This is a genomic window from Neisseria sp. P0021.S005 (genome assembly GCF_051956955.1).
Window position 1 is genome coordinate 57,527 of sequence record NZ_JBQCWY010000001.1, and the last position, 26,529, is coordinate 84,055.

The following is a 26,529-nucleotide window of genomic DNA, read 5'->3' on the forward strand; positions in this document are numbered from 1 at the left end:
AACAAGGAAACATCATGAAAATCAAAATCCGCTACATCATCCTCGCCCTGATGCTCGCCGCATCTTATTTTATGCTTGGTTCGACCCACGGAAACATTGCGGAACAGCCGCAAACGCTGCCCGCAACTGACCCAGTCTGCGTTTACGAATCGCCGACATTCGACCATATGGGCGGAGACGCTGAAATCCCGCATGAGGTGGGGCAATGAGTATCTTCGCAGTCATCGGCATTGTTTTTATCGCCGCGCTCGGCGTTTGGCTCTATGTGGACTACAAAATCGAGCAGAAAAAGCTGGACGCGGAAATCGAAGAAAGAATCCAAGATTATTTTAATTATTGAGACATAGGGCGGGCTGAAGCCCGCCACTTACTAGGCAGGACAAATCATGGGCATATCAATTCAAACAGCAAATGCAAAGGCGGCGCAGCAAGACTACGCCGCCGAAGCCTTTTTGCTGCTTCCGCCCGTGTTGCGCGAAGGCTTTGAAAGCCTGAAACCTGCCGAGGCGTCAAAAGCGCGTTCGTTCTTTAACGATTTAATCGTCCGTCAGTTGGACAGCGGCATTCAGCCAGCCGCCGCGCGTGTTCGCGCCGAAGACGGTCTGAAAACCCTGCTCGACAATCTGACCGTTTTGCCGCCCGCCGTCCGTTCGGCAGGTTTAGATGCTTCGGACGACGACATCCGCGGTCTTGCCGATAGCGCAGCCAAGGACATCTATTTTAAAAAACGTATCGGCTGGAGCCTCACCGGTCTGATCCACTATGCCGCCGCCGAATACGGCATCGATACCCAAAAAGTATTCAAGGACAAAATCCCCGAAGCCATCGAAGCCCGCCTGCAAGCCCCTAAATTCTGGCGTCGCCAGCTTCGCCGCATTTTCGCGCGCGCTGCCGAACGCTACCGCCGCGAGGCTGGCTTTGTATCCCGTAAAACGGGGCTTTATGCCTCTGATGAAGCGGTTTTCCGCCGCTTGTCTCAAAAGCGTCGCAATCTTGCCATGTTGCAAACCATGATTGCCATCAATGAGCTGGGGCAAGAATTCACGCTCGAGGCCTTGTCTGAAGTCTCTGTATCTAATCCCGCCCTGCGTCGCGCCGAATTGATGGTGCGTATTCGCGGCTTCGAGGAAATCGCCCGTCTGAAAAACCACGTCGGCGAATTTTTTACGATTACCTGCCCTTCCCGCATGCACCGTATGCACCACTTTGGCAAGCCAAACGAGAAATTCAGCGGCGAAACGCCGACGCAGGCGCAGGAATACTTAAATAAAGTATGGGCGCGTGTCTGTGCGGAATTAGGCCGTCTGAAAATCAAAATCTACGGTTTCCGCGTTGCCGAGCCGCATCATGACGGTACGCCGCACTGGCACGGCCTTGTCTTCATGGAAGAGCAACACCGCCTTACCTTCCGCCGCGTCGTGGCAAAACACGCTTGCCGAGAAAACCGCGAAGAGCTGGGTTTGAAATACTTGGCGACTGCGAAAGAAGCGGACGCGGAAGCCCGCCGAATCCAAGCAAAAATCCGTGCAAAACAAGGCAGCGCGCCTACGCTCGCCGCCATTCGCGCCGGTCTGAAAACCGAGGCGAAATTCTGGGAATCCAAATATTTTAAATTTTGGAAGCAAAGCCCCGCCTCTACCCGCGTTGACTTTGAAGCCATCAACTGGGCGCGCGGCTCGGCTGCCGGTTATATCGCCAAATATATCGCCAAAAACATCGACGGCAAAAGTCAAAGCGGCGAAGGCTTGGGCGTTGACTATGAGTCTGACGCGCTGTTGAGCATGGCAGAAACCGCCGTCCGCGTGGACGCATGGGCAAGTCATCACGGTATCCGCCAGTTCCAGCAAATCGGCGGCTGCCCCGTTACCATTTGGCGCGAGCTGCGCCGAATCAACCCAGACGCTTCAGACGACCTTTTAATGCTTGCCCAACAGGCTGCCGACATGGGCGACTGGATGCGTTTTACCGTCCTTTTGGGTGGCGAGTCCGTATCGCGCAAAAACGTCCGTCTCGGACTGTACCGCGAAGAGGCGAAAGAGCTGAACTGCTACGGTGAAATCCATGCCGACCGCATCATGGGCGTTTACGAAAAAGCCACCGGGCGCGTCGAAATTTCGCGCATCCATTCGTGGGTTTTGAAAAAAAACGGCGGCACTGCCGCCGCTTGGACTTGTGTCAATAACTCTACGAAAATGAAATTCGACCCCGAATCTGCGCAAAATTTAATCAATCGCCCAGCAGCTGCAACCCTGGCCGACCTAGAAAAAACCGAGCCTGTAGAATGGCTTATTTGGAAACACGGATTTTCGGTGCAAACCGCCGTTGATTTAGTTCAGACAGGTTTAAGTCCTGAATTGGCGAAAGAATATAAAAAAGACATGCTCGATTTAGACAATATCGAAGAGCTGAGATACATGAGCCGTGAAACCCGCGAAAAAATCGAAAAAGCGGCGAAAGATAATGCCTTCCATAGCGAATCAGCCAGCAAAAAACAAAGAAACTACCGCGAATACATCCGCAGTATTGAAAAACTACGCCGTCCGCTCGTCAGCGGACTGACTCCGCAAGAACCTATTTTTGACTTCGCCGCCATCAAGGCCGCAAACGAAGCCAATATCCGCGCCAAAACCGTCCGCTACACCAAGCCGCAGTACGACACCGTTGAAAGCGCCATCGAATCTGCCCGCGCCGCCATTAAAGCGTCGCAGGCGATGAATGACAAATTGATTAACCGAAACTGAATGACAAATTGATTAACCGAAACTGACCAACAGGAAAGGAACAAAAATGGGTGAATACATCACGTTGGATGAAGTGAAAAAACTATGGACAATACCGGGCAAAAAGCCGCCGTCCACGACAACCATTTGGGCGCGCCGCCGGGCGGGGCTGATACCGCAGCCGAAGCTGCTAGGGCGGGACAACCTCTATAAGAAGGATGATGTTATCAGAATGAGGGATGAGTACTTCGCCAAATAAAAAAGGCCGTCTGAAAAGTTTCAGACGGCCTTATCCTATTTCTCCACCTTGGCCGTTGCCAAAGTGTACGGCTTAAATTTAAAAACCTCCGCGCCGAATGCGTCGTTTGCTTCGAGAAACGCCGCCTGTATCGGCTCGATTTCATTCGCGGCGAATACTTCCGCCGCCGTCCGGGCATCACCCAAGCCGCCCGCCGCCGTCGGGACGACCCCCATCAATGAAGGAGGCACGCGGTGTATTGTCAGCATATCTTGAGAGGTTACTCCTTTAATATTTAAAAATTCATCCTTGGCGGCGACCTCTGAAATCGGAATCAATTTGATACCTTCAGGTTTACCGTCAGGCGAGCGCAAAAAGACATTGCGGAAATTGCCTTCGCGTTGCGCTTTTTTAAATTGGTCCTTGAGATTATTCCAGTCATCGTTATTCATATTGTTGTCGGTTGCGTACACGATAAAGCCTGCATGGCTGCCGTTGTCGTAGTAGCGCCGTCTGAATGTCGTGGCCGAGTGGTTAAGCTCTGCCGAACTTAAACCCGCTAAATAATCGGGGATGCCGTAAATCTCCTGCACCAAATCCGGTTGCATCAAATGAATAATATCTGATTTCGGGATAAAGTCCGAAGTCTCGAAAACATGGTCGCGCAGGTAGAAATAGCCGTCTTTGTCGTATTTTTTCGAAGAGCGGCGCATATAGACGGACAGTCGGTTTTTAAATCCCAAGACCTTGCCGAATCGGTTGCGCTCCGCCGCCAGATAGCCGTTGCCGGTGACTAGGAAATTAAATGCCAGCTTTTTAAATTCGGCGCGGCTCAAAAGCTTGGTTGGTTCGAATGTGGAAGTTAGGACGTTCAGTTTGCAATGTAGCGCAGACGAATGATGTACACCTACTCGGAGTAAACCAATCAAGTCCTCCTGATTGACGGGCAGTTCATAATAATGGCCGTTGTCGGTACACTCCCACGCCGCACCGAGCCAAGACAAACGCTCGTCGTAGCCCCAACTGAAAATCTCTAAATCTGTACGTGGTTCATTGCCTGTCGAATTTAAATCAGACATAAAAATCCTTTAACTATCAATCTCAAATCGTCCGCTGACAACATTGTCCAACGGCTCTTGATAAAACAACATCATCGCTGCCCAAGCCAAGTCGCCATGACTGGCAGCTTGGCTGCGCGTCGATTCGTAAGTGATGTTCCGTCCGCTGGCGGTAATTGCGCGTCGGACGGACATAAACGCCATCTGCAAATCAATTTTGCCCGCGTCCCACTCGATACGTTTGTTTTTGAGCAGGTTCTGCGTTTTTAAAACCATCATCCCTTTAATGTCGGGCGTGTAGGTCATGCCGATGGCGGGCGGGTAGAATTTTTTAACAAGGTCGTACACCGCCGCGCCGATACCGTTTGCGTCGATGACGATTTTGGTAACGTTGAATTTCTCCGTCATGCCGCGAATGATTTGGGCCTGTGATTCGAAATCCGCCCCGTTAATCATGTGTGTTTCTAAAATTCGGAATGGTTCGCCGTTGCGTTGCGGCGGGACGGCGACCACCAAGCCGGACGCGTCGCCGGTATAGCTCGGGTCGTAGCCTATCCATACGGGGATATTCCCCGCCGGACGCATCATGTCAGGTTTGTACCAAGTCCAATCCCACGATTCGACACCGCAGGCTTGCAGGTCGGCAAAGTGAAACACGCCCTCGCCGTCCGGGACGAATTGACACTCAAAGAGCTGTGCGAACTTGTCGGGCGAGTTGCGCTGGCGCAGATAATCAATATCGAAGAGGTTGCAGCCCGACTCCTGCGCATCATGAATCGTAACGATTTGCCGCCATTGCGCGTCGGCATCCTGACGACCGTTTTTTAAAGCGGCATGACTCAAATCGAGCTTGATATGCTCGCTTCGAGGGCGGCCTTCGTTAAACATCGCGCCCGACCAAAAACAATAAGCGGGGTGGCCTTCGGATGACGGCGTGGAGAAATAGGTCGTCTTCAGGTGCTTTTGACTCGCCATCGGCTCGGCCAGTGTTTGCAACCGCTCGAAATCGGGAATCCAGAAGTATTCGTCGACGTACAAGTTACCGTTGCGACCTTGTGCCGTCCGTGAATTGGTGCCTAAAAAATGCAGTTCCGCGCCATTGTGCAAAGAAATCACATCCCCGCCTTTAAGCTCGACATCGACCATCTTGCAGAGGTTGAGGATGTATTGCTTGAACTGATAGGCCTGTGCGCGGGACGCAGACAGGAAAATGGAGTTGATGCCCGTTTTTAGGCTGGTTAGGAAGGCTTCGCGGGCAAAATAGAAAGTCGCGCCGATTTGGCGGCTTTTTAAGATATTTCGAAAACGGTGCGTCCGATAAATCTCGCCCCAATACCGCTGATAATCGAAACACTGCTCTTCAAAAATCTCAACCATGCGCTGCTGCTGCTCGGGTGCGATATAGTTTTTCGGCGGTTTTTCGACGGAGCGGGTGCGGCTGCGTTCGGTGCGCTCGGTACGTTCACGCGGTGGGCGATCTATGGTCGGCACGCTGTCAAAAGGCGGCTTGTCTGCGCCGTCAAATCGGTTGTTTTTCGGCGTTTCCGATTTTTCAGACGGCCTTTTGCCTTCGCCGCCCATTAATGCGGAAAGTTGGCGCATTTCTTTGTAAACGCCGTCTGATTTGTTCGGCAGGTTGACGAGTTGGATCAGGCGCGCTTCAATAGATGAGGCAACACGCTGCATCGGTGTTCCGCCATCCCAGTTTTCCCGTTGCTTCCAAGAATGTACCGTGGCGGGCTTCAGTCCCAAATGCCGCCCGATGGCGGTAATTTTCCATCCCTGCCAGTAAAGAGACCGCGCAACAAGGCGCGGGTCGATATTTTGGGCAATTTCAATATTCTGACGTTTTTCCATGTCTTCAAAAAATAGCGGCAATACCCGATTTTCGGGCAAAAATGCCAATCCTACCCGTGCCGCATGACTTGAAAAACCCACCTAAAACCCCTGTCGCTTGCCGTCTTTTCCGTAAATGCCAAAATAAAACGGACAAACACCCGAGCGCATACGCATGAATAAATCCGCCAAAAATTCCACCGAAAAATTCAGCGACCGATGGTTCTGCATCGGCAAATCCGGTGCAACTGCCGACGGTCGAACGATCGAATCAGCCGACCTCATCGCCGCCGCAGAAGCTTACGACCCACAAATCTACGGCGCACGCATCAACCTTGAGCATTACCGCCCATATTCTCCCAAAAACGACTATTCAGGCCTGGGGGACGTCCTCGAGCTGAAAGCAGAGACTTCAGACGGTATTACCCGCCTTTACGCTCGCATCGACCCTACTGAAAAAATGTTGGGCTACATCAAAGAGCGCGAAAAAGTCTATACATCCATGGAAATCATGAAGCCATTCGCCGACACCGGCAAAGCTTATCTGGTCGGCCTTGCGATGACGGACAGCCCTGCATCTCTTGGTACGACTATGCTCAAGTTCCGTCAGCTCAATCCGGAAGACACCAACTACACCGCCGCCTACACCGAAATGGAAAGCCTGCCAATGACCCAACCTGCCAACCAACCCCAACACGAGAAAAAAGGCTTTTTTGCCGCCCTCCACGACAAAATGTTCAATAAGAAATCAGATCCCGCCCCTGTCGAAACAGAAAAAAACGACTACACCCAAGCCTTTGCCGACCTGAACAAAGAATTGGAGCAGTCTGCCCAAATTACCCAAAAACTCGCCGATGACTACACTGCCCTGCGCAAAGAATTCGATGCCTTTAAGGCCGCTATTGAATCCGCTCCGATCAATCAGGCAGAGCCGCATACCGGCGCGAATACAACCCCTGCTTCCGAATTTTAAGAAAAGGTAAGCCATGCACCCGTATATCCAGCAATATATCAACGCCGTCGCCAAAGCCAACGGTACAACTGCCGAAGGCGTATCCCGCCATTTCAGTGTAACGCCCGCCGTTTCTCAAAAAATGCGCGAAGCCGTCCGCCTGGAGTCAACATTCCTGCAAAAAATCAACATCATCAGCAAAACCGAAATTGCCGGCTCAATCATTGGTTTATCAACAGGTCTGAATGCCTCGCGAACTGATACTAAAAACGGCGACGGTACTGTACGCCGTCAGCCCAAGCCATATCACAACCTGACTGACCGCCAATATTTGTGTAAAAAAGTAAATTTTGACACTCAAGTCAGCTACGACGATATGGACTCTTGGAGCAGTCAACCTGAATACGTCAAGTTGATCAATAACCAGCTCATCAAATCCAAAGCTTTGAGCCTGATTGCCATCGGTTTCAACGGTACGTCTGCCGCCGCTACATCCGACTTTGCGGCAAATCCTCTCTTGCAGGACGTACAAACCGGCTGGTTGCAGCATATGCGTACCAATGCAGCATCCAACGTCATGGGCAGCGCAACCAATGCCGTCGAAATCGGCGAAGGTAAATCCTATACCTCTCTCGACCATTTGGTTACGGACGTTGCCGAAAGCTTGATTGACGAAGAGTTCCACGACATGCCGGGCATGACCGTTATCTGCAATCAATCTTTGCTGTCTGAAAAATACTTTGCCGTTATCAAAGAAGCAGGCAACAAGGCAAGTGAGCTGCGTCCTGCCGACATCATCATGTCTGAAAAACGCTTGGGCGGTCTGCCGGTCGTAACTGCACCGTATTTCCCCAAAAATACGATTTTGGTTACTCCGCTGAAAAACCTGTCCATCTACTTCCACAAAGGCGGCCATCGCCGCAAGCTGGCGGACGAACCTGAATTCGACCGCATCGCCGACTACCAGTCAGAAAATATCTGCTATGTCGTCGAAGAGTACGGCGCAGCAGCTTTGGTCGAAAACATCAAAATCGTGAAGTAGAAAAAAAGGCCGTCTGAAATTTCAGACGGCCTGATGAAAGGGATCCAATGACTCCAGCCCAGGCACACAAACAACAGGTTTTAGCAGAGAAGGCAGCAAAAAACGGCGAAAACATCCATGTCGCCGAACCCTACCGCCGACTGTTGGCAAGCCTTAACACCGATCGCGCCTTCCTACACCAAATTAAATCCGTATCCGACAAAATCCAAGCCAAAAAAGGAATGGTAGAAAAATATCTTCCATGGCTGGAAGACGTCTATCTCTCCGGTTCGGCCGCTGAAACCGATCCAGTCTTCACTACCGCCCTGCTTTGGTTGATTGACATTGGCGAGCTTGACCAAGCCGTGCCATACATCCTATTTGCCATCGAGCATGACATGAAAGTCAAAGATGACTACCGTCGTGATCTGCCCGACCTCTTAATTGAAGAGCTGGCTGAACAGTATGGATACGGTGCTGACTTGAGTAAAGCCAACCATACTGATCTGCTCACACTCATCAGCACCGTCAACCCAGACACGGGTATGCATACCTTAAATCTGACAGACATCATCCGCGCCAAGTTCTACAAAGCCTCTGGAGAACGTGCGGAAGAAGCCGAAGACCTCGAAAGTGCGGCGAGTTACTACGAAAACGCACTGAAGTATTCTGAAAAAATCGGTGTCAAATCCCGCCTTGCAGCCATCAAAAAACAGCTTAAAGGCTGACCTAGCTCCCCTCGCCGGGCGCAAGCCTGCGGCAAGTCCTCCAGAAATATCATGGACGGCCTTAGCATGCAAAGCCTCTGCGCCTCCTTTCCAAAGCCCGCCTAAATATCGGGCAGGCTTCTTCCGTAAGGAAATGAATCATGACTATTGTTTTCGCCGACACCCCAGATCAAGGGCGGCAAGCATTAGACCAATCTGAAGTTCGCAGTATTCCTTTTTTCCCAATCATCGACCTTGCCAACTTTCGCGAAGTAATGAGGATTGAAGCGAACATTTCAAGCAGCCGTGTTTACCATGCCGTCCTCGAAGCCGTCGCACACGTCAACGGCCAGCTTAAGAAATACCGCATTGCCGCCGTACAGGTTGGCAGAGGCACTCTTGCCGAAACAGGCGATTCAGACGACGTCATTAATGGCGAATCGGTTAAAGCCATCCATTACCGCCGCGCCGTCTATTGCTATGCCAAATCACTTCTGCTGGAAAAATACGCAGATACAGAACCATCGGGAAAAGCGGGCGAGCGTGCCGAAATGAAACAACATCAAGCCGAAGACTTCCGCCGTGAAGCACACTATGCCACCGCGGCAGTCATGGGCGAGCGCCGCTGCGATTCGGAATTAATTTGATGGAATACACGACCCGTGAAGGCGATACCGTCGCCAATATCGCTTGGAACCATTACGGGACGTCCGCAGGCTACACCGAACAAATCCTGACCGCCCCTGAAAATTACGGCTTATCGAAATATCCTGCCCTCCTGCCTGCCGGTTTGACTATCCGACTGCCTCAAGCCAACCACGAAGAAGCACAACAAAAATCCACCCTGAATCTATGGGACTGAAAACGTCATGACCCAAGACAAAACTACCACTGCTGTCAACGCCGCCGTAATTATCATCGGCAGCTACCACGTCCACGCCTCCGTAGCCTTCGGTGCACTCATAGGCGCATCGCTGTTCGTATTAAGCCAAAAGGCAGAGCGACCGATTAATAAGGCATGGCTTTTTGCTGTGTCTTTCATCGGCGGCATTTTCGGTTACGACGGCGCAGAAGGCCTAATCAACTGGCTGCTGCCGGGTGAAACACTGACCATCAATAGCTTTACCGCCGCTGCCATTTTTTCTGCCGGACTGGTTTTAGGTTTACAGCGTGTCATGCGCCTGATTGAAAAAGGCCGTCTGAAAACCCTGGAAGAGGAAAAAGAATCATGAATACAGTCCAATCTGCTGCCGTCATTGCCCTGTCCCTGACCGCGGCCATTCGTATCATCCTTTTTGACACCCGCGGGAAAACACATAAGCCGTTAAGTGCGGCAATCGCCTATTTATCTATCGTATGGTTTTGCAGTCTCGCCCTGGCCGCTGCCTTTTCCATTAAATCACTGACTATATGGTTGCTTATCTTCGGACTGGCCCTGCACACGGGCGCAGTGCTATGGAGTGGCGGCAATATCAGCAAAATCCACCCAAAGAAAACACGACCAAGCACAGAAAATCAAGGTTTTTTGAACCGCGTATCAAAAAAAATACCGCAAGAAAATATTTAAACACACGAATAAAAAAGGAAGAAAGCATGACTGAATTGCCCTGGATGGCAGAAGCCCGCCGACACGTCGGATTGAAAGAAATCGTCGGCGCGAAACATAACCCGATTATCCAATCTTGGCTCAAAGAAATGGGAAACTTTCCCAATGCGGCAAAAGCATGGTATGCGGACGATGAGACACCATGGTGCGGCCTATTTGTTGGTTACTGCCTCGGTAAAAGCGGCCGCGGCGTTATCAAAGATTGGTATCGCGCCAAGGCATGGGCGGAGGCTGGTCTGACTAAGCTGGCTAAACCCGCCTATGGCTGTATCGCCGTGAAATCCCGCAAAGGTGGCGGCCATGTGTTTTTCGTCGGTGGCAAAAACGCTAAAGGGCAAATTATGGGATGGGGCGGTAATCAGGGCAATGCCGTATCAATCGTGCCGTTTAACGGTGCAGACATTGATGGCTACTATTGGCCGTCTAAATTGGTTGATGGTAAGCCGGTTAAATCGTACCCATCCGCAGAACGTTACAACCTGCCTATTGTTACCGGCACTGCGGCAGCAGGCGTAAGCGAAGCCTGAAACGGAGGAATCATATGAAAACAGCTATTGTTGTTGCCGTATCTTATATCCTGACCGTCGCCGTCCTCGGATATAGCTTGATGCACATGCGCAAAAGCAATAAGGCACTGACACAAACAGTCGCCGCGCAGGAAGACGCCATCAAATCAAAAGACGCAACAGTCAAGATTTATAAAGCCCGCGCCCAAAGCTTGCAGGCGCAGGTAGACCAAATGATGAAGGTGCAGGCTGAAAAAAACAGCCAAGTCGAAGCAGCACTGACTAAGCATCATGAATGGTCGTCTGAAAAACTGCCCGAAGATGTAGCCCAAACCATCAATAAAAAATAACAGCGGGGCGCATGATCGCGCCCTTTTAAACATCAAACTATGAAAGATAAAAATGAAACGTCTCTCCGTTCTCGTTGCCGCCGTTGCCCTTGCTGCCTGCGCCCATAATCCGCCGGTATCCGTACAGGCTGCCGAGTCATGCCCGCCGGTGCCGAAATGTGAAGCCTACCCGCCTGAAGAGATTGCAACCAATGCGGACATGGTTCGCGCATTGATTGCCTATCGCTCGGCTTTTGAGCAGTGCCGCCTCTATCGGGACGCTTTGTCAGCCTGCCTAAAAGGGGACGGACACCATGACTGACATCATCGACCAAGCCTGCGACTTAGAGCAAAAAATGCGCGAATACTGGTTATTACGCCACAAAGAACAAGAATCCGCCGCGCCATCCGCCCAAGAGTGCGAAGAGTGCGGCGAAATCATCCCCGAAGCCCGCCGAGAAGCCGTGCCGGGGTGCCGTTTATGTATAGACTGCCAGCGCGAAGAAGAGCAACGGTGGAAATTCAAAAGATAAGAGGCCGTCTAAAATGGAAAAGCCAAAAAGCCTGCGTCTTGCTATCCAGGAAACACTGCCGGAGTTTAAAGCGGCACCTGACCGTCTCCGTATGACGGTTTTGTCTGGACAGATTATTCCGAAACGCAATACATTGAGTTACGAAGCGAAGTACACGCTTAATATTTTTGTTCAGGAGTTCCATCGCGATCCTGCGTATCTCTTTTTGATCGTGAACAAGTGGCTGCAAGAAAATCAGCCGGATATTTTGTGTCCGGGCGCAGACGCATCATCAAGAGCCTTTGTTTTCGAGGCAGAGCCGATAGAGTCAGATGTCTGGGATGTAATGATCGAATTAAAATTGACAGAAACAGTCATTGCAGGTTTGGATGAAAACGGCTTAGTCTCCTACAAAACAAAATCCGAGCCGCCGCGCCCCGTTTTTTAAACAGATAAAGGACGCATAATGCGTCCTTTGCTTCAAGTGCAAGAGGAAATATGGAAGAACTGGAAGCACTCGTTGCCCAAATCGAACATTTAGCGCTAAAGATTCAACCGTCTGCCCGTGCCAAACTTATGCACAATATCGCGACGGAGCTACGCCGCCGCAACCAAAACCGCATTAAAGCCAATATCGAGCCTGACGGAAATCCTATGGTCAAACGCAAACGCCAAGGTGACCGTTTTGCTTTCCGAAACCTACGGGATGGAGAGGAACTACACCGCCGCCCGTTTCGTTTTTTTGGAGAACTATACGGAGATAGAGATATGGACCCTATTGCATATAGTCGTACAGAAAACGGAAATGAATTGGTACGGTTCGAGGGCGACCGCGAGCTGTACGGATTTCGGCGCGAATATTTGTACCTGAAAACGCCGACAATATCCCGTATGGTAATGTTTCGCCGTATCGGAGCCGCCCGTTGGTTGCGTCAAAAAGCAGACGAGAATCATGCAAAAATCGGATGGTTTGGCGGTAAAGTCGCACAAATTGCAACAGAACACGAAGACGGTAGCACGGCAAAAAACCTGCCATCCCGCCTGCTATTGGGCTTACCGAAAGAAGACTTGGAGTACATTACAGACCAAATACTAAACGCCATAAAAATGGAGTAAAAAAGGCCGTCTGATTTATTCGGACGGCTTTATTATTATATTTTACAAGTAGCGCATAAATCAGCATAAAAATGTTAAATCTTGCATAAAAACGCATAAAAAACCAATGTTCGAAAATCGCCGAAAACCCTATGAAATATAAGGATTGCAGTAGGAGTCGCCGCTGCATAAAAAAACGCACCCCCACAGGCTCCGAGCGAGGGAGCGGGAGCGCGCGCTACCTGCTGTCAGTGTAGAACAGAGAGACCTTCCTAAATTCAGTAAGGCTGGTTTAATCCATATCGTGGGAAATAAGATTTTATGTGTTACCTTATGTGTTACTTATACTTTTCAAAAAAATAATCATCAATAAATCATATAGGTATGATTAAATTTTAATCCCTTCCTCTCTGCCAGATACTAAAGACACCAGCTAACGGTGTCTTTTTTCATATCCGCCCTTCTTAAAAATATTACACCACACTTTTATTTCTATTACCCTCCAATCATAAACCTGCCACTCATTCTTATCTTATACTAAACCTTAATGATTAAAGGCCGTCTGAAAGTTTTCAGACAGTCTCTTTCTTAAAACCTACCAAATCCCGAACCATTGTTTATCAGACTGCTTTTTATCACCGCTCTGCTGCTCATAATTTTGACGGCGAAATTGCCAAGGTGCTTGCGGATTGTCTTTTTTCCATAAGCCTTTTCGTTTTTCCTTGGCTTGTTTTTGTGCGGCCGAATAGTCAGTGTAAGCGGTTTTACTTTGTTGTTTTTTGGCATAACTTTCATAATGCCATGCGGCGCCATCCCGTATCTGCATTAAATTCAAGTCAATCGTGCCGACAGATACTTGGGCAACTTCGCGCTGGTAGCGGTCAGCTTCAAACACACGGACTTTGACTTTTTTATTCAATGCGGCATCAATCAGATTATCTCGTGATTGCGTACCATAAGCCTGATTGATTTCCGGTGCATCAATATAGGCCATACGGATTTTGTGTTTCCGGCCGTCGCTATCGATAATATGCACGGTATCGCCATCATGGATTTTGATGATTTTTCCGTTGTATGTGTAGGATTGTCGCAATGACTTTTGTTTTTGTTCCGGTTTGGGTTCAGCTTCGGCTTTGGTGTCAGATGTGGCTTTGACGACATTTTCACCCAGCCATTCATTGACCTTTTCCAAACCGATATTGTCGCTTTGTGCCAATGTTGCGGCAACGCTTACCCCTGTACGAATCAACTCGGTATCGCGTGAGCTGTAACCAAGCGCGCCCAAAACGGATAAAACAACGGGCAACCATTTTATAATTTTACTAATTTGCATATTTTGCCAAATTGAAGGCCGTCTGAAAGACCTAATACACTTTCAGACGGCCTTTAAGATTGATTAATCTTCATTAATCCTGACAAGGCAGGATGACTTTTGCGCCTTCTGCCGTACCCAAAACCAACACATCGGCGGCATCGCGGGCAAAAATACCGTTTTCGAGTACGCCGGTGATTTTGTTGATTTCGTCTTCCATTTTCAGGGCTTGGTCGATATTGAGGCCGTGAACATCGACGATTTGGTTGCCATAGAAAGTAGTATAGCCGACACGCAACTCAGGCTGTCCGCCCATGGCAAGCAGTTTGCGCGACACCAGCGAACGGGCATTTTCAACCACTTCTACCGGCAACGGGAATTTACCCAAACGGGAAACATATTTGCTTTCATCGGCAATACAGACAAATTTATCGGATGCACTGGCCACGATTTTTTCGTTCAAATGCGCACCGCCGCCACCTTTAATCATTTGCAGCGCGTGGTTGACTTCGTCTGCGCCGTCAACATAAACCGCCAAACCCATCACTTCATTCAGTGAAACTTCTGGAATTTCATATTTCGCCAAAAGCTCGCTGGATTTTTTAGAAGTAGACACGGCACCCTTAATTTTCTTACCGCTTTTACCCAAAGCTTCGATAAAGAAGTTGATGGTAGAGCCGGTACCGATACCGATGTATTCGTTTTCAGGAACAAATTCCACCGCTTTTTCGGCGGCAATACGTTTGAGTTCGTCTTGAGTTGCCATGTTGTCAGTCCTTCAGTTTGAATAATAAAGTAATTTTAAGCTCTTAGGCTTTAATCAGCAATACTGCCGCTTGCGCTTCAATGGCTTCCATACGCCCCAGATAGCCAAGTTTTTCGTTGGTTTTACCCTTGATGTTCACGCAGTTTTCAGGCAAACCCAAATCTACGGCAATATTGGCGCGCATTGCTGGAATATGCGGCGCAAGTTTTGGCTTTTGCGCAATCACAGTCGTATCGACATTAACCACCTTCCAACCCAATACCTGCACGCTTTGATAAGCCTCGCGCAACAGCACACGGCTGTCTGCATCTTTGAATTCGGCGGCAGTATCAGGAAAATGGCTGCCGATATCGCCCAAACCGGCCGCGCCCAACAGGGCATCGGTAATCGCATGCAAAAGCGCATCGGCATCGGAATGGCCCAGCAAGCCTTTTTCAAACGGAATGTTGACGCCGCCGAGTATCAAATCTCGCCCTTCAACCAACTGATGGACATCGTAGCCCTGTCCGACACGGATATTCATATTGTTTCCTTAAATAATGGGTTTTAATTGTTCAGACGGCCTTGAGCAACAATCTGACAATGTATTCGTCTTGCGGCAGCGTCAATTTTAAATTGCGCGTATCACCCTGCACCAAGCGCGGTCGGATACCCAGTTTTTCAACCGCTGATGCTTCATCCGTAATTTCACTCAAATCATCAACCGATAAGGCTCGATTTAATAAGGCCGTCTGAAAAAGCTGCGGCGTTTGCGCCTGCCATAATCCTGCACGTGCAACGGTTTCATCAATATGATGACTGCCGTCTGCCCGCTTGAGCGTATCGGCCACCGGTATGGCCAGAATGCCGCCTTCATCATTTTCGCCTGCCTCATCAAGCAAACGAGTTAACGCTTCGGCAGGCAGGCAACAGCGCGCAGCATCATGAACCAAGATATTGTCTTGCGCCTCGGCCAAACCTTGCTCCAATAAAACGGACACACCATTGCGTACCGTTTCGGCACGACTTGCACCGCCCACTCGGAAGACACGCACCTTCTCAGATAGGGCCGTCTGAAAAACCGAATCTTCCGGCGAAAGAATAACGGCAATTAAATCTATGCGGGGGTGTTGCTCAAAAATTTCTATGGCATATTGCAATACGGTTTTACCATTGATTTCAACATATTGTTTAGGTTTTCCCGCGCCAAATCGCGCCCCGACACCGGCAGCAGGAATCAAAGCGATATTGCGGCGCATCATGCTGACGCTCCGGCATCGGCCTCATTCGGCGTTTCTGCCTTGCGCCATACACACACTTCGCCCAAATCGTCCAAATATTTTTCATGCGCGGCCAGCTCTTCCGCATTGGCTTTGATGACTTTCAACTGCGACGTACGTTTAGTTTCAGCAATAACGGTTGGTTTGACTTCGCCCTCTTCTTCCGCCTCGCCGCCCATCAGGTCGAACTGCTGACGCGTCATGGCAAGATAGACTTCACCCAAAAGCTCGCAGTCGATTAACGCGCCGTGCAAGACACGTTTGCTGCGGTCAACGGAAAAGCGGTTACACAAGGCATCCAAGCTTGCCTTTTGCCCCGGAAACATTTCACGCGCCATGGCCAGCGTGTCGGTGACTTTACAGCCGAGCTCCTCAATAGAAGGCAAACCCATGCGGCGGAATTCCATATTCAGGAAGCCGACGTCAAACTTAGCATTATGGATGATCAGCTCTGCGCCACGTATAAAGTCGGCAATCTGTTTACCCACTTGGGCAAACGGCGGCGCATTCTTCGCTTCCAATACTTCAATCGTCAAACCATGCACCTTCGCCGCTTCCTCCGGCATATCGCGTTCGGGGTGGACATATAAATGAAGGTTGGAGTCGGTCATTTGGCGATTAATCATTTCCAAGCCGGCAAATTCGACCAGACGGTCGCCGCTTTCAGGATAAAGGCCCGTGGTTTCCGTATCGAGGATAATCTGACGTTGGCTCATGGTTGGTGGTTTCTACAATTATCAAAACGTCCTGAATCATACTGAAGGCCGTCTGAAATGTATAGTCAGCAAAACTTTAGCTGCTTTTCAAATACCCTTTTAACGCTGGATTTGTTCAGACGGCCTTTATTATTTTTTCATCTATTGGCCAGCTATTACTCCAATTTTGAGTAGAAAACCCAATTTCTATAAAATTTTTTAAATTTAATTTCTTTAATAATGAATACCTTACTTATTATTTAAATAATAGGAACAATTATCATTTGCAAATTTAAAAAATCTCCGTATAATACAACCCATCGAAACGAAACAACCGCACCACAGAATGAAAGGAGAAGAAAATGCCCGAAAGTATTTTTAAGCAAGTCTCCCTTGACATTCTGAGACTGCACCAACAAGCCATCCGCTCTTTAATCGCCACCAAATGTTGCGATGAGTGCGAAGTACACGACGCAGTATTCATTACTTTAGATGGCCGCTATTATGTTTGGCTTCCTTGCATGGGCAAATCGCCCCAATCAGAAACCGGCATCCTGCTGATTGAAGATGAAGACGGCAATACACGCTTGAGCTGGGTGGCCGACACACGTGAAGTCAAGCAAAAAGACAGTCTGTACAACCGCGTTGTTTCCGCCCTGCAACGAAAAATGCAGCGCACGAAAAACAAGTTCATCCAGTCGGCAAACGCCCGATTGCTCGAACTCACGCCTCAGCAAGGCCGTCTGACGACAAACAGCGAAGATTTCTCGCTTTCACCACATGACTTGATGAAAGCACTTTATCCGGCAACACATCAAATAGGAGAATTTGCCCTGTAACAGTTTTTGGTAGTGGTTTGTGTTCCTTTTGCGCCCCTTAACATTTTAAAGGGGCGATTTTTTTGCCTCTGCTTTTCAGACGGCCTTAAAACCGGTTTTCCAGTACAATAAAGGCCGTCTGAACATTTCCTACTTTTCAACCATGCAACTGCTCAAATACATCCAATCGCAGGGTCTCGGCAGCCGCAAGCAATGCCAGTGGCTGATAGACAATGACTGTATCGCCATCAACGGCGAAATTCATAATCGTGCAAAAGACGATATCGATCCGTCTCAAGTGCGCACCCTGTCTGTTGACGGCGAAGAGATTGCCGCCGTACCCATGCCCTATTTCTACATTTTGCTTCATAAGCCTGCGGATTACGAAACTTCGCACAAACCCCAGCAATATCCGAGCATCTTCAGCCTTTTTCCCGACCACATGCGCAATATCGATATGCAGGCAGTCGGCCGCTTGGATGCAGACACAACCGGCATTATTCTAATTACCAACGACGGGCAATTTAACCACCGCGTTACTTCGCCCAAACACAAAGTTCCGAAGCTCTACCGCGTTACCTTGAAGCATCCTGCCGACGATACCCTTTGCGCTACGTTGAAAAACGGAGTCCTCCTGCATGACGATAATGAAACCGTCGCTGCCGCCGAAGCAGTGTTGGCCGACCCAAACACATTGATGATGACCATTACCGAGGGCAAATATCATCAGGTCAAGCGCATGGTCGCAGCCGCAGGCAACCGTGTCGAGCAGCTCCACCGTGAACAATTCGGCGACTGGAATATCGACGATTTGGCCGCCGGAGAATGGAAATTCATCCAAATCTAAAAAAATTCCAAAATTTTGAGATATTTTTTTAAACAAAATGGATTTTTAATTTCTTTAAAATCAAACACCTAAACCTTATTATTTTTATTTAACAGAATTTAACACTAGAAGGACTGAACTATTGTATAATTCGCCTGTCTGAGTAACACTTGCTTCGAGAGAAGTGAGTAAGTGAGTAAGACGTTTTCCCCGTAATGTGTTTGGCCATCTATACTTTCCCCTTAGTATAGATGGTTTTTTTTATCTAAAATTTGACAATCAAGCGGGCATGCTTTTAGACGGCCTTTCTCATCTAAAGAAGCCATCATTGCCAAACCCATCTCCACTCATTAACTTGCCATTACTCCTTTTCTCTTTCTCGTCTCTTCCGCATCAATCTGTGCCGTTCCAATTTCAGACAAATCGTTTTATAGAAAGAAAATCTATCGGCTATCCAAGCTAGGGTTACAGGATATTATTAGACAGCCTTAGAGAAAGACCATCTTTGTTGCCGACATATTTGAAAGCACACCTTAGTGCTATCCAATCCCCTCACAACAACCCTTTCCCATATCCCACTTTTCAGACGGCCTTTATCGTTACGGCTCTTTCAATCATTCGTATCGCTTCAGACAAATTCTCTGTTTGCAGGTTTCAATACCAAGCAAACCAGAGAAACCCACTAAAAATTCTTCATTACATGGTTTTTTTAACTAATTTTCTTTTCAGACTTTAGTCAAGATTCGTTAAATCTTTGCGGTAAAATGTTGTCTTTATTTTCATGTATCTGAGTTTTTATGTCTTCCAATCAACCCCGTCAAACTTGGTCCAACCGTTTGACTTACATCCTTACCGTTGCCGGCGCGACTGTCGGTTTCGGCGCAACGTGGCGTTTCCCGTATTTAGTCGGTGAAAACGGCGGCGGCGCATATGTGTTTTTGTTCTGTATCGCCATGTTGGTCATCGGTATTCCGATGATTTTGGTGGAAAACGTCATCGGCCGCCGTAAAGGCGTGAACGCGCTGGATGCGTTTGGCGGCTCGATGAACGGCAAACCTGTTGCCAAAGTTTGGAAAGCGGTCGGTTGGATGGGCCTGCTCGGCGCATTCGGCATCATGGCCTATTACATGGTGCTCGGCGGCTGGGTCATCAGCTACATCGTCAACATCATCGGTGGCAATTTGGACATTTCCAGCCCTGTCAGCGGCGAAATAACGAAAAGCTTCTTTACCGAACACATCGAAAACAGCCCTTGGGAAATTGCGTTTTATACCTTCCTATTTGTGGTTGTGAACCAATGGATTTTGGTCAAAGGCGTCATTGGCGGTATTGAAAAAGCGGCAAAATACCTGATGCCTTTGCTGTTTTTATTCCTGATTGCCATGGTCGTGCGCAACGTTACCCTGCCGGGTGCGATGGAAGGGATTACTTTCTATCTGAAGCCTGATTTCAGCAAAATTACCGCCGAACTTTTCGTCTTCGTTTTGGGGCAAGTATTCTTCGCACTGAGCTTGGGTTTCGGAGTGATGATTACGTTATCCAGCTATCTGGATAAAAACGAAAATCTGGTTCAGACGGCCGTAATTACCGCGATTACCAATACTTTGATTGCCGTGTTGGCTGGCTTTATGATTTTCCCATCCCTCTTCAGCTTTGGCGTTGCCCCTAACTCCGGCCCGACGCTGGTGTTCCAAAGCCTGCCGATCGTGTTCTCCAATATGTGGGCAGGCCCTGTATTTGCAGTGATTTTCTTCTCACTGCTTCTGATTGCCGCGCTGACCACTTCTCTGACCATTTATGAAGTGTTGATTACGACCATTCAGGAGAAAACCAAAATCCGCCGCGCAGCGGCTATTACCATCGTACTGACAGGTATTTTTATCTTCGGCAATATCCCTTCCATCTTGAGCTACGGCCCATGGAAAGATATTTCCGTGTTTGGTAAAAACATTTTCGATGCTTTTGACTATATCAGCGGCAACATCCTGTTTATGCTGACCGCGCTCGGCTCTGCCTTGTTCGTCGGTTTCGTGATGAAAGATGAAGCGAAGGACGAATTGCTCTACAAAGGCAACCATACTACGGTCAATATCTGGTTTGCCTATGTGAAATACCTCGTGCCGTTGGTGATTCTGCTGATTTTCATCAGTAATCTGTTCTGATAAGCAAACATATAAAAAGGCCGTCTGAAATATTCAGACGGCCTTTATTTTAACTACGCTTTATTCTGCCCAGTTTTTCTTCTTACTGGTTTTACCGATACCGGGGTTGAAGCTGTTGGTTGGGTCGAGTTTTTTATAGAACTGTTTCAGCTCGGGCTTGGCTTCATACAGATGACCGACATTATGCTCGGCAGGATATTGCGCACCGCGTTGGTCAAGCAGATGGAGCATTTCATGTTCCAAAGCCATACAGTCGTTGCCTTTTTTAATGATGTAGTCCTGATGGAACACATGACACATAAAATGTCCGTAATACAATTTATGGATGATTTTATTGTCGATTTCGGGCGGCAGTGTTTCAAACCAATCACGATCATCACGACGCAAGGCGATATCGAGTGCAACCAAATCCTCTACTTCATCATCATGTACAGAACGGTAACGGATCGCGGCAGAAGCCACAGCAAAGCGATGCAGCATAGCCGCCTGCGTTTCTTCGGCATTACATTCAAAGAATGCGCCGCCATGGGTTGCAAAATATTCCTTCAAGAAAGCACGCGCTTCTTCTACCCCCTCGCCACCCATTTTTAAAATCAGGTGATGTTCATATTTATCCCGATAGTTGCGCATAGATTTCGGCAAGTGATCGGGCAAAATCTTACTGATCAGTTGCATGAATTTATCAGAGAAGTGTTTTGGTAAGAAACTTATCTTTTTGCTGAATCTATCCACACGGGCCTTCAGATCAAACAGTTTCGGAAGTTGGTGGGTACCGAACGTCTTAATGATATAAAAAGTATCTTTACCATAAACGGCAGCAATATCAAAAGCATGACGATGGATATACTCACCAGAAATAGGCAGGTTTTTAAACTCGCTCAAAGCAGCACGACGAATATCGGTCAGCTCATTAATATCATTTGTACCGATATAGAAAACGGCAGTCTGTTTTTCTTGTGGGAACGTATCCAAGCGTACGGCAAACACCATCAGCTTGCCCGCGCAACCTGATGCTTCGTAGTGACGCGCAGGGTCGGCATTAAAACGGGCGGCAGTCGGTTCATTCACTTGGCGGACATGATCGCAATAAGCATGGTCATGCCCTTTGCCTGCATTTTGAACAATGTCTTTTTTCTGATAATGGAAACCTTGCAGATTGGTCAGAATTTCTTCAGGGGTTTCGCCCAAATCAATGCCCAAATGGTTGACCAGCTCCAGCTTACCCTCTTCGTTGATTTGTGCAAACAGGGCCATTTCCGTATAAGCCGGACCACGCTGTACCAATGCACCGCCGGAGTTATTACATACGCCACCCAATACAGATGCGCCGATACAGGACGAACCAATTACAGAGTGCGGCTCACGGCCTAAAGGTTTCAGCAGCAGCTCCAATTGATTCAAGGTAGAACCGGGCAGGCAGACAACCTGTTCGTTATTGTTAATCGGCTGAATGATGTTCAGACGCATGGTATTCACAATCACAATATCTCGGTCGTAATCATTGCCGTCAGGAGTCGAGCCGCCAGTCAGGCCGGTATTGGCAGCCTGCGTAATCACGATAACATCAGCCTCAACACATGCCTGCAAGATTTGCCACATTTCCAACACCGTACCCGGGCGGACAACTGCCAGCGCCTTGCCTTCGCCAAAACGATAGCCTTGACGGTATTGTTCGGTTTTCGCCGGGTCTGTGATGATGTATTTTTCACCGACGGTTTGCGTCAGCCGGCTGATTAATTGTGTAGCATTCATTGCATACTCCTTGAGAGATTAAAATATTTATTAGATTGCAAGCATTGTAGTAATCCGTTCAATCAAAGTAAAGGCGAAACCCGTTTTTTAAACTCATCTTTTAAATAAACAAAAGGCCGTCTGAAAATTTCAGACGGCCTTTTGTTTTAAGCCTGAATAATCAGATTATTCGGCTGCTTTCTCTTCGCGAGCAGGTGCTTCCAGCAAAGCTTTGATAGACAGGCGTACGCGGCCGCGATCGTCTACTTCCAATGCTTTCACGTTCACAACCTGACCTACTTGCAGATAGTCGCTGACATTGCGTACGCGCTCGTGGGCGATTTGGCTGATGTGTACCAAACCGTCTTTGCCCGGCATCACGCTGACAATCGCACCAACGTTGTTGTCGAGGATTTTAACCACAGTACCTTCGTACACTTTGCCCACTTCCACTTCGGCAGTGATTTCTTCGATACGTTTTTTCGCTGCATCGCCTGCTTCTTGAGTAGTCGCAGCGATAGTGATGGTACCGTCTTCAGCGATGTTGATTTCAGTACCGGTTTCAGCAGTAATCGAACGAATAGTTTCACCGCCTTTACCAATCACATCACGGATTTTGTCTTGGTTGATTTTCATGGTGAACAAACGTGGCGCGTGTGCAGACAGTTCTTGCGGGCCTGCAACGGCGGCTTTCATCTGATCCAAGATGTGCAAACGTGCTTCTTTGGCTTGAGCCAAAGCGATTTGCATGATTTCTTTGGTAATACCTTGGATTTTGATGTCCATTTGCAGCGCGGTCACACCTTCTGTTGTACCGGCTACTTTAAAGTCCATATCGCCCAAATGGTCTTCATCACCCAAGATGTCGGTCAGGACGGCAAATTTGTTGTTGTCCAAAATCAGGCCCATAGCGATACCGGCAACGTGTGCTTTCAAAGGCACACCGGCAGACAACAGGCTCAAGCAGCCGCCGCAGACGGAAGCCATAGAGGAAGAGCCGTTGGATTCGGTAATTTCAGAAACCACGCGCATGGTGTAGCTGAAATCTTCAGGTTCTGGCAATACGGCCAACAACGCACGTTTAGCCAAGCGGCCGTGACCGATTTCACGACGCTTTGGCGCGCCTACGCGACCCACTTCACCGGTAGAGTATGGAGGGAAGTTGTAGTGCAGCATGAAGCGGTCGGTATATTCGCCGGACAGCGCATCAATGATTTGCTCGTCGCGTGAAGTACCCAAAGTTGCAACCGCCAAAGCTTGGGTTTCGCCACGGGTAAACAGTGCAGAACCGTGAGTGCGCGGCAATACGCCGGTTTGAATGTTCAGCGGACGAACAGTGCGGGTGTCGCGACCGTCGATGCGCGGTTGTCCGTCCAAAATTTGGCTGCGGACAACATCGGCTTCCAAATGTTTGAAAATACCTTTGATTTCGTTGGCTGCCAAAGTGTCGGTTTCTTCGGTAATCAACGCTTCTTTCACGGCATTCCAAGCTTCGTCCAATTTGGCAGAACGCGCTTGTTTTTGACGGATTTTGAACGCTTCTTTAATGGTTTCGCCGGCAATTTCGCGTACTTTTGCAACCAATTCTTCATTGGTTTCAGGTGCTTTCCAATCCCAAACTTCCGGGTTAACTTCGTCGGCAAACTCATTGATGGCGTTAATGGCCACTTGCATTTGATCGTGACCGTAAACAACCGCACCCAGCATCACTTCTTCAGACAAGATGTCGGCTTCGGATTCCACCATCAACACGGCTTTAGAAGTACCGGCAACAACCAAGTCCAATTGTGATTTAGCCAATTCGGCTTTAGTCGGGTTCAGAACGTACACGCCGTTTACATAACCCACGCGTGCCGCACCAATCGGACCGGCAAACGGTACACCGCTCAACACCAGCGCGGCAGATGCACCCAGCATTGCAGGAATGTCAGAATCGATTTCAGGGTCAACAGACACCACCATCGCTACGATTTGGATGTCGTGGTAGAAACCTTCAGGGAACAGAGGACGAATCGGACGGTCGATCAGACGGCTGGTCAGGATTTCTTTTTCGCTTTGTTTGCCTTCGCGTTTGAAGAAACCGCCGGGGATTTTACCTGCTGCGTAAGTACGCTCGAGGTAATCGACAGTCAGAGGGAAGAAGTCTTGGCCTTCTTTCACTTCTTTGTTGGTAGTAACGGCAACCAAAACAACAGTGTCGCCCATAGATACTTTAACGGCAGCAGCGGCTTGGCGAGCGATTTCGCCGGTTTCCAAAGTAACGGTTTGATTACCGTATTGGAAGGTCTTAACGTGTTTATTGAACATCATTGTTCCTTTCAAAATACCGCACTGCTAAAACACTAATAATGCACACTAAAATCCGAATGTGCATAGTTAGGGTTTCAGACCGTGCGGCAGGTTATAAACAAGCTTTCAGACGGCCTTTTCGGACGCTGAAAACAACTTTCAATTATAAAGGCAACTATCCTTAAAATCCAGTATTGATACAATAAAAAGGCCGTCTGAAACATATCCTTTTCAGACGGCCTTCAAACTTAAAAATCAATCCTGAGTCAGCAAAGTCAATGCTTCCTGATATTTTTCGACTGTTTTCTGAATTACATCGGCAGGCACTTTAGGCGCAGGCGCTTTTTTGTTCCAACCGCTTTGCTCCAGCCAGTCGCGGACAAACTGTTTGTCAAAAGACGGCGGATTGGTGCCGACTTTGTATTGATCGGCAGGCCAAAAACGGCTGGAATCAGGCGTCAACACTTCGTCCATCAAAGTCAACGTACCTTCTTCATCCAAACCAAATTCAAATTTAGTGTCGCAAATAATGATACCGCGGGATTTGGCATATTCGGCCGCTTCCGTATAAAGCTGAATCGCTTTGGCACGTACTTCCGCCGCCAATTCTTTGCCGATAATGCGTTCGCATTCTTCAAAGCTGATGTTTTCATCATGATCGCCGACTGCGGCTTTGGTTGACGGCGTAAAAATTACTTCGGGCAACTGCTGCGCTTCCTGCATACCTTCAGGCAGTTGAATACCGCAGACAGAACCGGTTTTTTGATAATCTTTCCAACCGCTACCTGCCAGATAACCGCGCACAATGGCCTCCACTTTCACCGGAGTGAGTTTTTTAGCCACGACGGCGCGTTTCTCCAAAGCTTTGGCTTCGTTTTCAGGCAAAACATCGTAAACCGTTTGGCCGGTAAAATGGTTAGGCATGATATGAGCCAGTTTTTTAAACCAAAAATTGGAAATCTGCGTCAGAATCTCCCCTTTACCCGGAATCGGATCATCCAAAATCACATCGAATGCAGACAGACGGTCGGAAGCAACCATCAACATACGTTTATCGTCAATTTCGTACAAATCGCGGACTTTGCCGGAGTAGATTTTTTTCAAGCTGATTTCAGACATTTCAGGTATCTCTTTGGTAAACAGAAGAATTTGGTATTTTAGCCCAATTTAGCATCTTTCGTCAGATTGTTTACAAAATAAAGGCCGTCTGAAACCTTATAGCTCGGTTTCAGACGGCCTTAGCCTTTGATTTTAGGGACAAACCCTAAAAACCATCATCCTATCAGATGGCAGGAGCCTGAGTCTGATCTTGGATTTGGTTCACAGCAGACAGAGAGTAGTAGTCGCCGTGGCCGGTTACTTGGTAAGTGCTACCGTCAGCAAACTTGAAGTTTTCAACTTTGTGATCGTTACCGGTAAACCAGTCATCGATGGTGATGCTGTCGTTAGTACCAACAGAAACAGTCAAGTTAGCACCTGATTTGCTCAGCAATACGTCAGAAGCTGCAACGCCTTTACCGAACAACAAGGTGTCATTACCGCTTTCTTCACGGATAGTGTCGTGACCGTAACCTTTGTCGAAGAAGTAAGTATCGTTACCGGTACCGCCGATCAGGATGTCGTTGCCGACGCCGCCGTCGAGGTAGTCGTTACCGTCTTTACCCACCAGGCAGTCGTCGCCAGCCAAACCGTACAGATGGTTGTCGCCGCCGTTGCCTTCGATGTTGTTGTTCAAAGAGTTACCGGTACCGTTCAGGTTTTGCATACCTTGCAAAATCAGGTTTTCAACGTGATCGGTCAAGGTGTAGTCAATAACGGTACGGACAGTATCGATACCGGCGTGTGCATTGCCGTACTCGATAACTTGGTCGTTAACGTTGTCAACGAAGTAAACGTCGTTACCGTCGCCACCGCGCATGATGTCCGCGCCGGAACCACCGTTCAGGTAGTCGTTACCGGCACCGCCTTGCAGGTAGTCTTTACCTTCTTCACCGTACAGAGAGTCACCGTCGGCATCACCGTAAATGGTGTCGTTACCAGCACCGGCGTAGATTACGTCTGTGCCGTTGCCACCGTAGATGATGTCTTCGC

31 protein-coding genes are annotated in these 26,529 nt (G+C 48.6%); 20 read left to right on the top strand and 11 right to left on the bottom strand.

Annotated elements, in window-relative coordinates; translation table 11 throughout:
- Positions 1-14 precede the first annotated feature (14 nt).
- From ACTHUE_RS00320 to ACTHUE_RS00335, 4 genes are read left to right on the top strand one after another with little or no spacing between them, the layout of a single operon-like run.
- Positions 15-209, top strand: a complete 195-nt coding sequence (locus tag ACTHUE_RS00320) for a hypothetical protein (protein ID WP_063075552.1) — start codon at positions 15-17, stop codon at positions 207-209.
- Positions 206-340, top strand: coding sequence for a hypothetical protein (locus ACTHUE_RS00325; RefSeq protein WP_283122235.1), 135 nt, complete (start codon positions 206-208; stop codon positions 338-340). The genes ACTHUE_RS00320 and ACTHUE_RS00325 overlap by 4 nt, the downstream gene beginning before the upstream one ends.
- Before the next feature lie 46 nt (positions 341-386).
- Positions 387-2,741 carry a replication endonuclease gene (locus tag ACTHUE_RS00330; RefSeq protein WP_440392574.1) on the top strand — a complete coding sequence of 785 codons (2,355 nt, stop codon included), beginning with the start codon at positions 387-389 and terminating at the stop codon, positions 2,739-2,741.
- Between the two features lie 46 nt (positions 2,742-2,787).
- Positions 2,788-2,979, top strand: a complete 192-nt coding sequence (locus ACTHUE_RS00335; RefSeq protein WP_063075550.1) for a hypothetical protein — start codon at positions 2,788-2,790, stop codon at positions 2,977-2,979.
- A 35-nt stretch (positions 2,980-3,014) separates the two neighbouring features.
- Here ACTHUE_RS00335 and ACTHUE_RS00340 read toward each other — a convergent pair whose 3' ends face one another.
- Both ACTHUE_RS00340 and ACTHUE_RS00345 read right to left on the bottom strand, forming a co-directional pair.
- Positions 3,015-4,037: a phage portal protein gene (locus tag ACTHUE_RS00340; protein WP_063075549.1), complete on the bottom strand. Its 1,023-nt coding sequence runs from the start codon at positions 4,035-4,037 to the stop codon at positions 3,015-3,017.
- Positions 4,038-4,046: 9 nt separating this feature from the next.
- Positions 4,047-5,912 (bottom strand): terminase large subunit domain-containing protein, encoded by a 1,866-nt coding sequence (locus ACTHUE_RS00345; protein ID WP_440398547.1) that lies wholly within the window; start codon positions 5,910-5,912, stop codon positions 4,047-4,049.
- A 115-nt stretch (positions 5,913-6,027) separates the two neighbouring features.
- Here ACTHUE_RS00345 and ACTHUE_RS00350 point away from each other — a divergent pair, with 115 nt between their 5' ends.
- The 13 genes from ACTHUE_RS00350 to ACTHUE_RS00410 all read left to right on the top strand — a co-directional run bounded on the left by ACTHUE_RS00350 (position 6,028) and on the right by ACTHUE_RS00410 (position 12,601).
- Positions 6,028-6,825, top strand: coding sequence for a GPO family capsid scaffolding protein (locus tag ACTHUE_RS00350; RefSeq protein WP_063075548.1), 798 nt, complete (start codon positions 6,028-6,030; stop codon positions 6,823-6,825).
- A gap of 13 nt (positions 6,826-6,838) precedes the next feature.
- Positions 6,839-7,846 carry a phage major capsid protein, P2 family gene (locus ACTHUE_RS00355; RefSeq protein WP_063075547.1) on the top strand — a complete coding sequence of 336 codons (1,008 nt, stop codon included), beginning with the start codon at positions 6,839-6,841 and terminating at the stop codon, positions 7,844-7,846.
- A 47-nt stretch (positions 7,847-7,893) separates the two neighbouring features.
- On the top strand, positions 7,894-8,553 hold the full coding sequence (gpM, locus tag ACTHUE_RS00360; RefSeq protein WP_063075546.1) for a phage terminase small subunit: 660 nt from the start codon (positions 7,894-7,896) through the stop codon (positions 8,551-8,553).
- A 140-nt stretch (positions 8,554-8,693) separates the two neighbouring features.
- The gene (locus ACTHUE_RS00365) at positions 8,694-9,179 is read left to right on the top strand and encodes a head completion/stabilization protein (RefSeq protein ID WP_063075545.1); all 486 of its coding nucleotides are present in this window, start codon (positions 8,694-8,696) and stop codon (positions 9,177-9,179) included.
- On the top strand, positions 9,179-9,394 hold the full coding sequence (locus ACTHUE_RS00370) for a tail protein X (RefSeq protein ID WP_063075544.1): 216 nt from the start codon (positions 9,179-9,181) through the stop codon (positions 9,392-9,394). Before ACTHUE_RS00365 ends, ACTHUE_RS00370 begins: the two co-directional genes overlap by 1 nt.
- 7 nt (positions 9,395-9,401) lie before the next feature.
- Positions 9,402-9,764 (top strand): putative holin, encoded by a 363-nt coding sequence (locus tag ACTHUE_RS00375; protein ID WP_063075543.1) that lies wholly within the window; start codon positions 9,402-9,404, stop codon positions 9,762-9,764.
- Complete coding sequence (locus ACTHUE_RS00380; protein ID WP_107792047.1) at positions 9,761-10,099, top strand: phage holin family protein; 339 nt, start codon at positions 9,761-9,763, stop codon at positions 10,097-10,099. The genes ACTHUE_RS00375 and ACTHUE_RS00380 overlap by 4 nt, the downstream gene beginning before the upstream one ends.
- Before the next feature lie 26 nt (positions 10,100-10,125).
- On the top strand, positions 10,126-10,665 hold the full coding sequence (locus tag ACTHUE_RS00385) for a TIGR02594 family protein (RefSeq protein WP_063075542.1): 540 nt from the start codon (positions 10,126-10,128) through the stop codon (positions 10,663-10,665).
- 14 nt (positions 10,666-10,679) lie between these two features.
- Entirely contained in the window at positions 10,680-10,994 is a 315-nt protein-coding gene (locus ACTHUE_RS00390; protein ID WP_063075541.1) for a hypothetical protein, read from the top strand.
- A gap of 52 nt (positions 10,995-11,046) precedes the next feature.
- Positions 11,047-11,295 carry an Rz1-like lysis system protein LysC gene (gene lysC / locus ACTHUE_RS00395; RefSeq protein WP_063075540.1) on the top strand — a complete coding sequence of 83 codons (249 nt, stop codon included), beginning with the start codon at positions 11,047-11,049 and terminating at the stop codon, positions 11,293-11,295.
- Positions 11,288-11,506 carry a TraR/DksA C4-type zinc finger protein gene (locus tag ACTHUE_RS00400; protein WP_063075539.1) on the top strand — a complete coding sequence of 73 codons (219 nt, stop codon included), beginning with the start codon at positions 11,288-11,290 and terminating at the stop codon, positions 11,504-11,506. The genes lysC and ACTHUE_RS00400 overlap by 8 nt, the downstream gene beginning before the upstream one ends.
- A 13-nt stretch (positions 11,507-11,519) precedes the next feature.
- Positions 11,520-11,933 (top strand): phage tail protein, encoded by a 414-nt coding sequence (locus ACTHUE_RS00405; protein WP_070646903.1) that lies wholly within the window; start codon positions 11,520-11,522, stop codon positions 11,931-11,933.
- 50 nt (positions 11,934-11,983) lie between these two features.
- Positions 11,984-12,601 carry a phage virion morphogenesis protein gene (locus ACTHUE_RS00410; protein ID WP_440392576.1) on the top strand — a complete coding sequence of 206 codons (618 nt, stop codon included), beginning with the start codon at positions 11,984-11,986 and terminating at the stop codon, positions 12,599-12,601.
- 574 nt (positions 12,602-13,175) lie between these two features.
- Here the strand turns inward: ACTHUE_RS00410 and ACTHUE_RS00415 are convergent.
- The 5 genes from ACTHUE_RS00415 to dnaQ all read right to left on the bottom strand — a co-directional run bounded on the left by ACTHUE_RS00415 (position 13,176) and on the right by dnaQ (position 16,633).
- Complete coding sequence (locus ACTHUE_RS00415; RefSeq protein ID WP_004519739.1) at positions 13,176-13,913, bottom strand: thermonuclease family protein; 738 nt, start codon at positions 13,911-13,913, stop codon at positions 13,176-13,178.
- Between the two features lie 73 nt (positions 13,914-13,986).
- Entirely contained in the window at positions 13,987-14,658 is a 672-nt protein-coding gene (gene rpiA / locus ACTHUE_RS00420; RefSeq protein ID WP_003679072.1) for a ribose-5-phosphate isomerase RpiA, read from the bottom strand.
- 43 nt (positions 14,659-14,701) lie between these two features.
- On the bottom strand, positions 14,702-15,181 hold the full coding sequence (ispF, locus tag ACTHUE_RS00425; RefSeq protein WP_004519740.1) for a 2-C-methyl-D-erythritol 2,4-cyclodiphosphate synthase: 480 nt from the start codon (positions 15,179-15,181) through the stop codon (positions 14,702-14,704).
- A 31-nt stretch (positions 15,182-15,212) separates the two neighbouring features.
- Positions 15,213-15,899 (bottom strand): 2-C-methyl-D-erythritol 4-phosphate cytidylyltransferase, encoded by a 687-nt coding sequence (gene ispD / locus ACTHUE_RS00430; protein ID WP_049336624.1) that lies wholly within the window; start codon positions 15,897-15,899, stop codon positions 15,213-15,215.
- Complete coding sequence (gene dnaQ / locus ACTHUE_RS00435; RefSeq protein WP_049336622.1) at positions 15,896-16,633, bottom strand: DNA polymerase III subunit epsilon; 738 nt, start codon at positions 16,631-16,633, stop codon at positions 15,896-15,898. Before dnaQ ends, ispD begins: the two co-directional genes overlap by 4 nt.
- Before the next feature lie 341 nt (positions 16,634-16,974).
- On the opposite strand from dnaQ, the gene ACTHUE_RS00440 reads away from it, so the two are divergent.
- The 3 genes from ACTHUE_RS00440 (at position 16,975) to ACTHUE_RS00450 (ending at position 20,418) form a co-directional block, all read left to right on the top strand.
- Positions 16,975-17,451: a hypothetical protein gene (locus ACTHUE_RS00440; RefSeq protein ID WP_003746951.1), complete on the top strand. Its 477-nt coding sequence runs from the start codon at positions 16,975-16,977 to the stop codon at positions 17,449-17,451.
- 142 nt (positions 17,452-17,593) lie between these two features.
- Positions 17,594-18,277 (top strand): 16S rRNA pseudouridine(516) synthase, encoded by a 684-nt coding sequence (locus tag ACTHUE_RS00445; RefSeq protein WP_049336621.1) that lies wholly within the window; start codon positions 17,594-17,596, stop codon positions 18,275-18,277.
- Positions 18,278-19,053: 776 nt separating this feature from the next.
- The gene (locus tag ACTHUE_RS00450) at positions 19,054-20,418 is read left to right on the top strand and encodes a sodium-dependent transporter (protein WP_049336619.1); all 1,365 of its coding nucleotides are present in this window, start codon (positions 19,054-19,056) and stop codon (positions 20,416-20,418) included.
- 60 nt (positions 20,419-20,478) lie between these two features.
- On the opposite strand, the gene dld is transcribed toward ACTHUE_RS00450, so the two are convergent.
- From dld to ACTHUE_RS00470, 4 genes are all read right to left on the bottom strand, one after another.
- Entirely contained in the window at positions 20,479-22,170 is a 1,692-nt protein-coding gene (dld, locus tag ACTHUE_RS00455; RefSeq protein WP_036490674.1) for a D-lactate dehydrogenase, read from the bottom strand.
- A gap of 165 nt (positions 22,171-22,335) precedes the next feature.
- Positions 22,336-24,459 carry a polyribonucleotide nucleotidyltransferase gene (pnp, locus tag ACTHUE_RS00460; RefSeq protein WP_107697060.1) on the bottom strand — a complete coding sequence of 708 codons (2,124 nt, stop codon included), beginning with the start codon at positions 24,457-24,459 and terminating at the stop codon, positions 22,336-22,338.
- Between the two features lie 234 nt (positions 24,460-24,693).
- Positions 24,694-25,557, bottom strand: a complete 864-nt coding sequence (locus ACTHUE_RS00465; protein ID WP_049322835.1) for a phosphoribosylaminoimidazolesuccinocarboxamide synthase — start codon at positions 25,555-25,557, stop codon at positions 24,694-24,696.
- A 163-nt stretch (positions 25,558-25,720) separates the two neighbouring features.
- Positions 25,721-26,529: calcium-binding protein (locus ACTHUE_RS00470; RefSeq protein WP_440422985.1), on the bottom strand; the 809-nt coding region annotated here is incomplete at its 5' end.

Excerpts from the sequence above, each read along its gene's own strand:
- ispF (WP_004519740.1), bottom strand. The coding sequence starts at position 15,181 with ATGAATATCCGTGTCGGACAGGGCTACGATGTCCATCAGTTGGTTGAA.
- ACTHUE_RS00400 (WP_063075539.1), top strand. The coding sequence starts at position 11,288 with ATGACTGACATCATCGACCAAGCCTGCGACTTAGAGCAAAAAATGCGC.
- ACTHUE_RS00330 (WP_440392574.1), top strand. The coding sequence starts at position 387 with ATGGGCATATCAATTCAAACAGCAAATGCAAAGGCGGCGCAGCAAGAC.
- ACTHUE_RS00380 (WP_107792047.1), top strand. The coding sequence starts at position 9,761 with ATGAATACAGTCCAATCTGCTGCCGTCATTGCCCTGTCCCTGACCGCG.
- ACTHUE_RS00325 (WP_283122235.1), top strand. The coding sequence starts at position 206 with ATGAGTATCTTCGCAGTCATCGGCATTGTTTTTATCGCCGCGCTCGGC.
- ACTHUE_RS00355 (WP_063075547.1), top strand. The coding sequence starts at position 6,839 with ATGCACCCGTATATCCAGCAATATATCAACGCCGTCGCCAAAGCCAAC.
- ACTHUE_RS00375 (WP_063075543.1), top strand. The coding sequence starts at position 9,402 with ATGACCCAAGACAAAACTACCACTGCTGTCAACGCCGCCGTAATTATC.
- ACTHUE_RS00350 (WP_063075548.1), top strand. The coding sequence starts at position 6,028 with ATGAATAAATCCGCCAAAAATTCCACCGAAAAATTCAGCGACCGATGG.
- ACTHUE_RS00335 (WP_063075550.1), top strand. The coding sequence starts at position 2,788 with ATGGGTGAATACATCACGTTGGATGAAGTGAAAAAACTATGGACAATA.
- ACTHUE_RS00445 (WP_049336621.1), top strand. The coding sequence starts at position 17,594 with ATGCAACTGCTCAAATACATCCAATCGCAGGGTCTCGGCAGCCGCAAG.
- pnp (WP_107697060.1), bottom strand. The coding sequence starts at position 24,459 with ATGATGTTCAATAAACACGTTAAGACCTTCCAATACGGTAATCAAACC.
- ACTHUE_RS00385 (WP_063075542.1), top strand. The coding sequence starts at position 10,126 with ATGACTGAATTGCCCTGGATGGCAGAAGCCCGCCGACACGTCGGATTG.
- gpM (WP_063075546.1), top strand. The coding sequence starts at position 7,894 with ATGACTCCAGCCCAGGCACACAAACAACAGGTTTTAGCAGAGAAGGCA.
- ACTHUE_RS00320 (WP_063075552.1), top strand. The coding sequence starts at position 15 with ATGAAAATCAAAATCCGCTACATCATCCTCGCCCTGATGCTCGCCGCA.
- ACTHUE_RS00410 (WP_440392576.1), top strand. The coding sequence starts at position 11,984 with ATGGAAGAACTGGAAGCACTCGTTGCCCAAATCGAACATTTAGCGCTA.
- dld (WP_036490674.1), bottom strand. The coding sequence starts at position 22,170 with ATGAATGCTACACAATTAATCAGCCGGCTGACGCAAACCGTCGGTGAA.
- dnaQ (WP_049336622.1), bottom strand. The coding sequence starts at position 16,633 with ATGAGCCAACGTCAGATTATCCTCGATACGGAAACCACGGGCCTTTAT.
- ACTHUE_RS00370 (WP_063075544.1), top strand. The coding sequence starts at position 9,179 with ATGGAATACACGACCCGTGAAGGCGATACCGTCGCCAATATCGCTTGG.
- ACTHUE_RS00450 (WP_049336619.1), top strand. The coding sequence starts at position 19,054 with ATGTCTTCCAATCAACCCCGTCAAACTTGGTCCAACCGTTTGACTTAC.
- ACTHUE_RS00465 (WP_049322835.1), bottom strand. The coding sequence starts at position 25,557 with ATGTCTGAAATCAGCTTGAAAAAAATCTACTCCGGCAAAGTCCGCGAT.
- ACTHUE_RS00415 (WP_004519739.1), bottom strand. The coding sequence starts at position 13,913 with ATGCAAATTAGTAAAATTATAAAATGGTTGCCCGTTGTTTTATCCGTT.
- ACTHUE_RS00340 (WP_063075549.1), bottom strand. The coding sequence starts at position 4,037 with ATGTCTGATTTAAATTCGACAGGCAATGAACCACGTACAGATTTAGAG.
- ACTHUE_RS00365 (WP_063075545.1), top strand. The coding sequence starts at position 8,694 with ATGACTATTGTTTTCGCCGACACCCCAGATCAAGGGCGGCAAGCATTA.
- ACTHUE_RS00440 (WP_003746951.1), top strand. The coding sequence starts at position 16,975 with ATGCCCGAAAGTATTTTTAAGCAAGTCTCCCTTGACATTCTGAGACTG.
- rpiA (WP_003679072.1), bottom strand. The coding sequence starts at position 14,658 with ATGGCAACTCAAGACGAACTCAAACGTATTGCCGCCGAAAAAGCGGTG.
- ACTHUE_RS00405 (WP_070646903.1), top strand. The coding sequence starts at position 11,520 with ATGGAAAAGCCAAAAAGCCTGCGTCTTGCTATCCAGGAAACACTGCCG.
- lysC (WP_063075540.1), top strand. The coding sequence starts at position 11,047 with ATGAAACGTCTCTCCGTTCTCGTTGCCGCCGTTGCCCTTGCTGCCTGC.
- ACTHUE_RS00390 (WP_063075541.1), top strand. The coding sequence starts at position 10,680 with ATGAAAACAGCTATTGTTGTTGCCGTATCTTATATCCTGACCGTCGCC.
- ispD (WP_049336624.1), bottom strand. The coding sequence starts at position 15,899 with ATGATGCGCCGCAATATCGCTTTGATTCCTGCTGCCGGTGTCGGGGCG.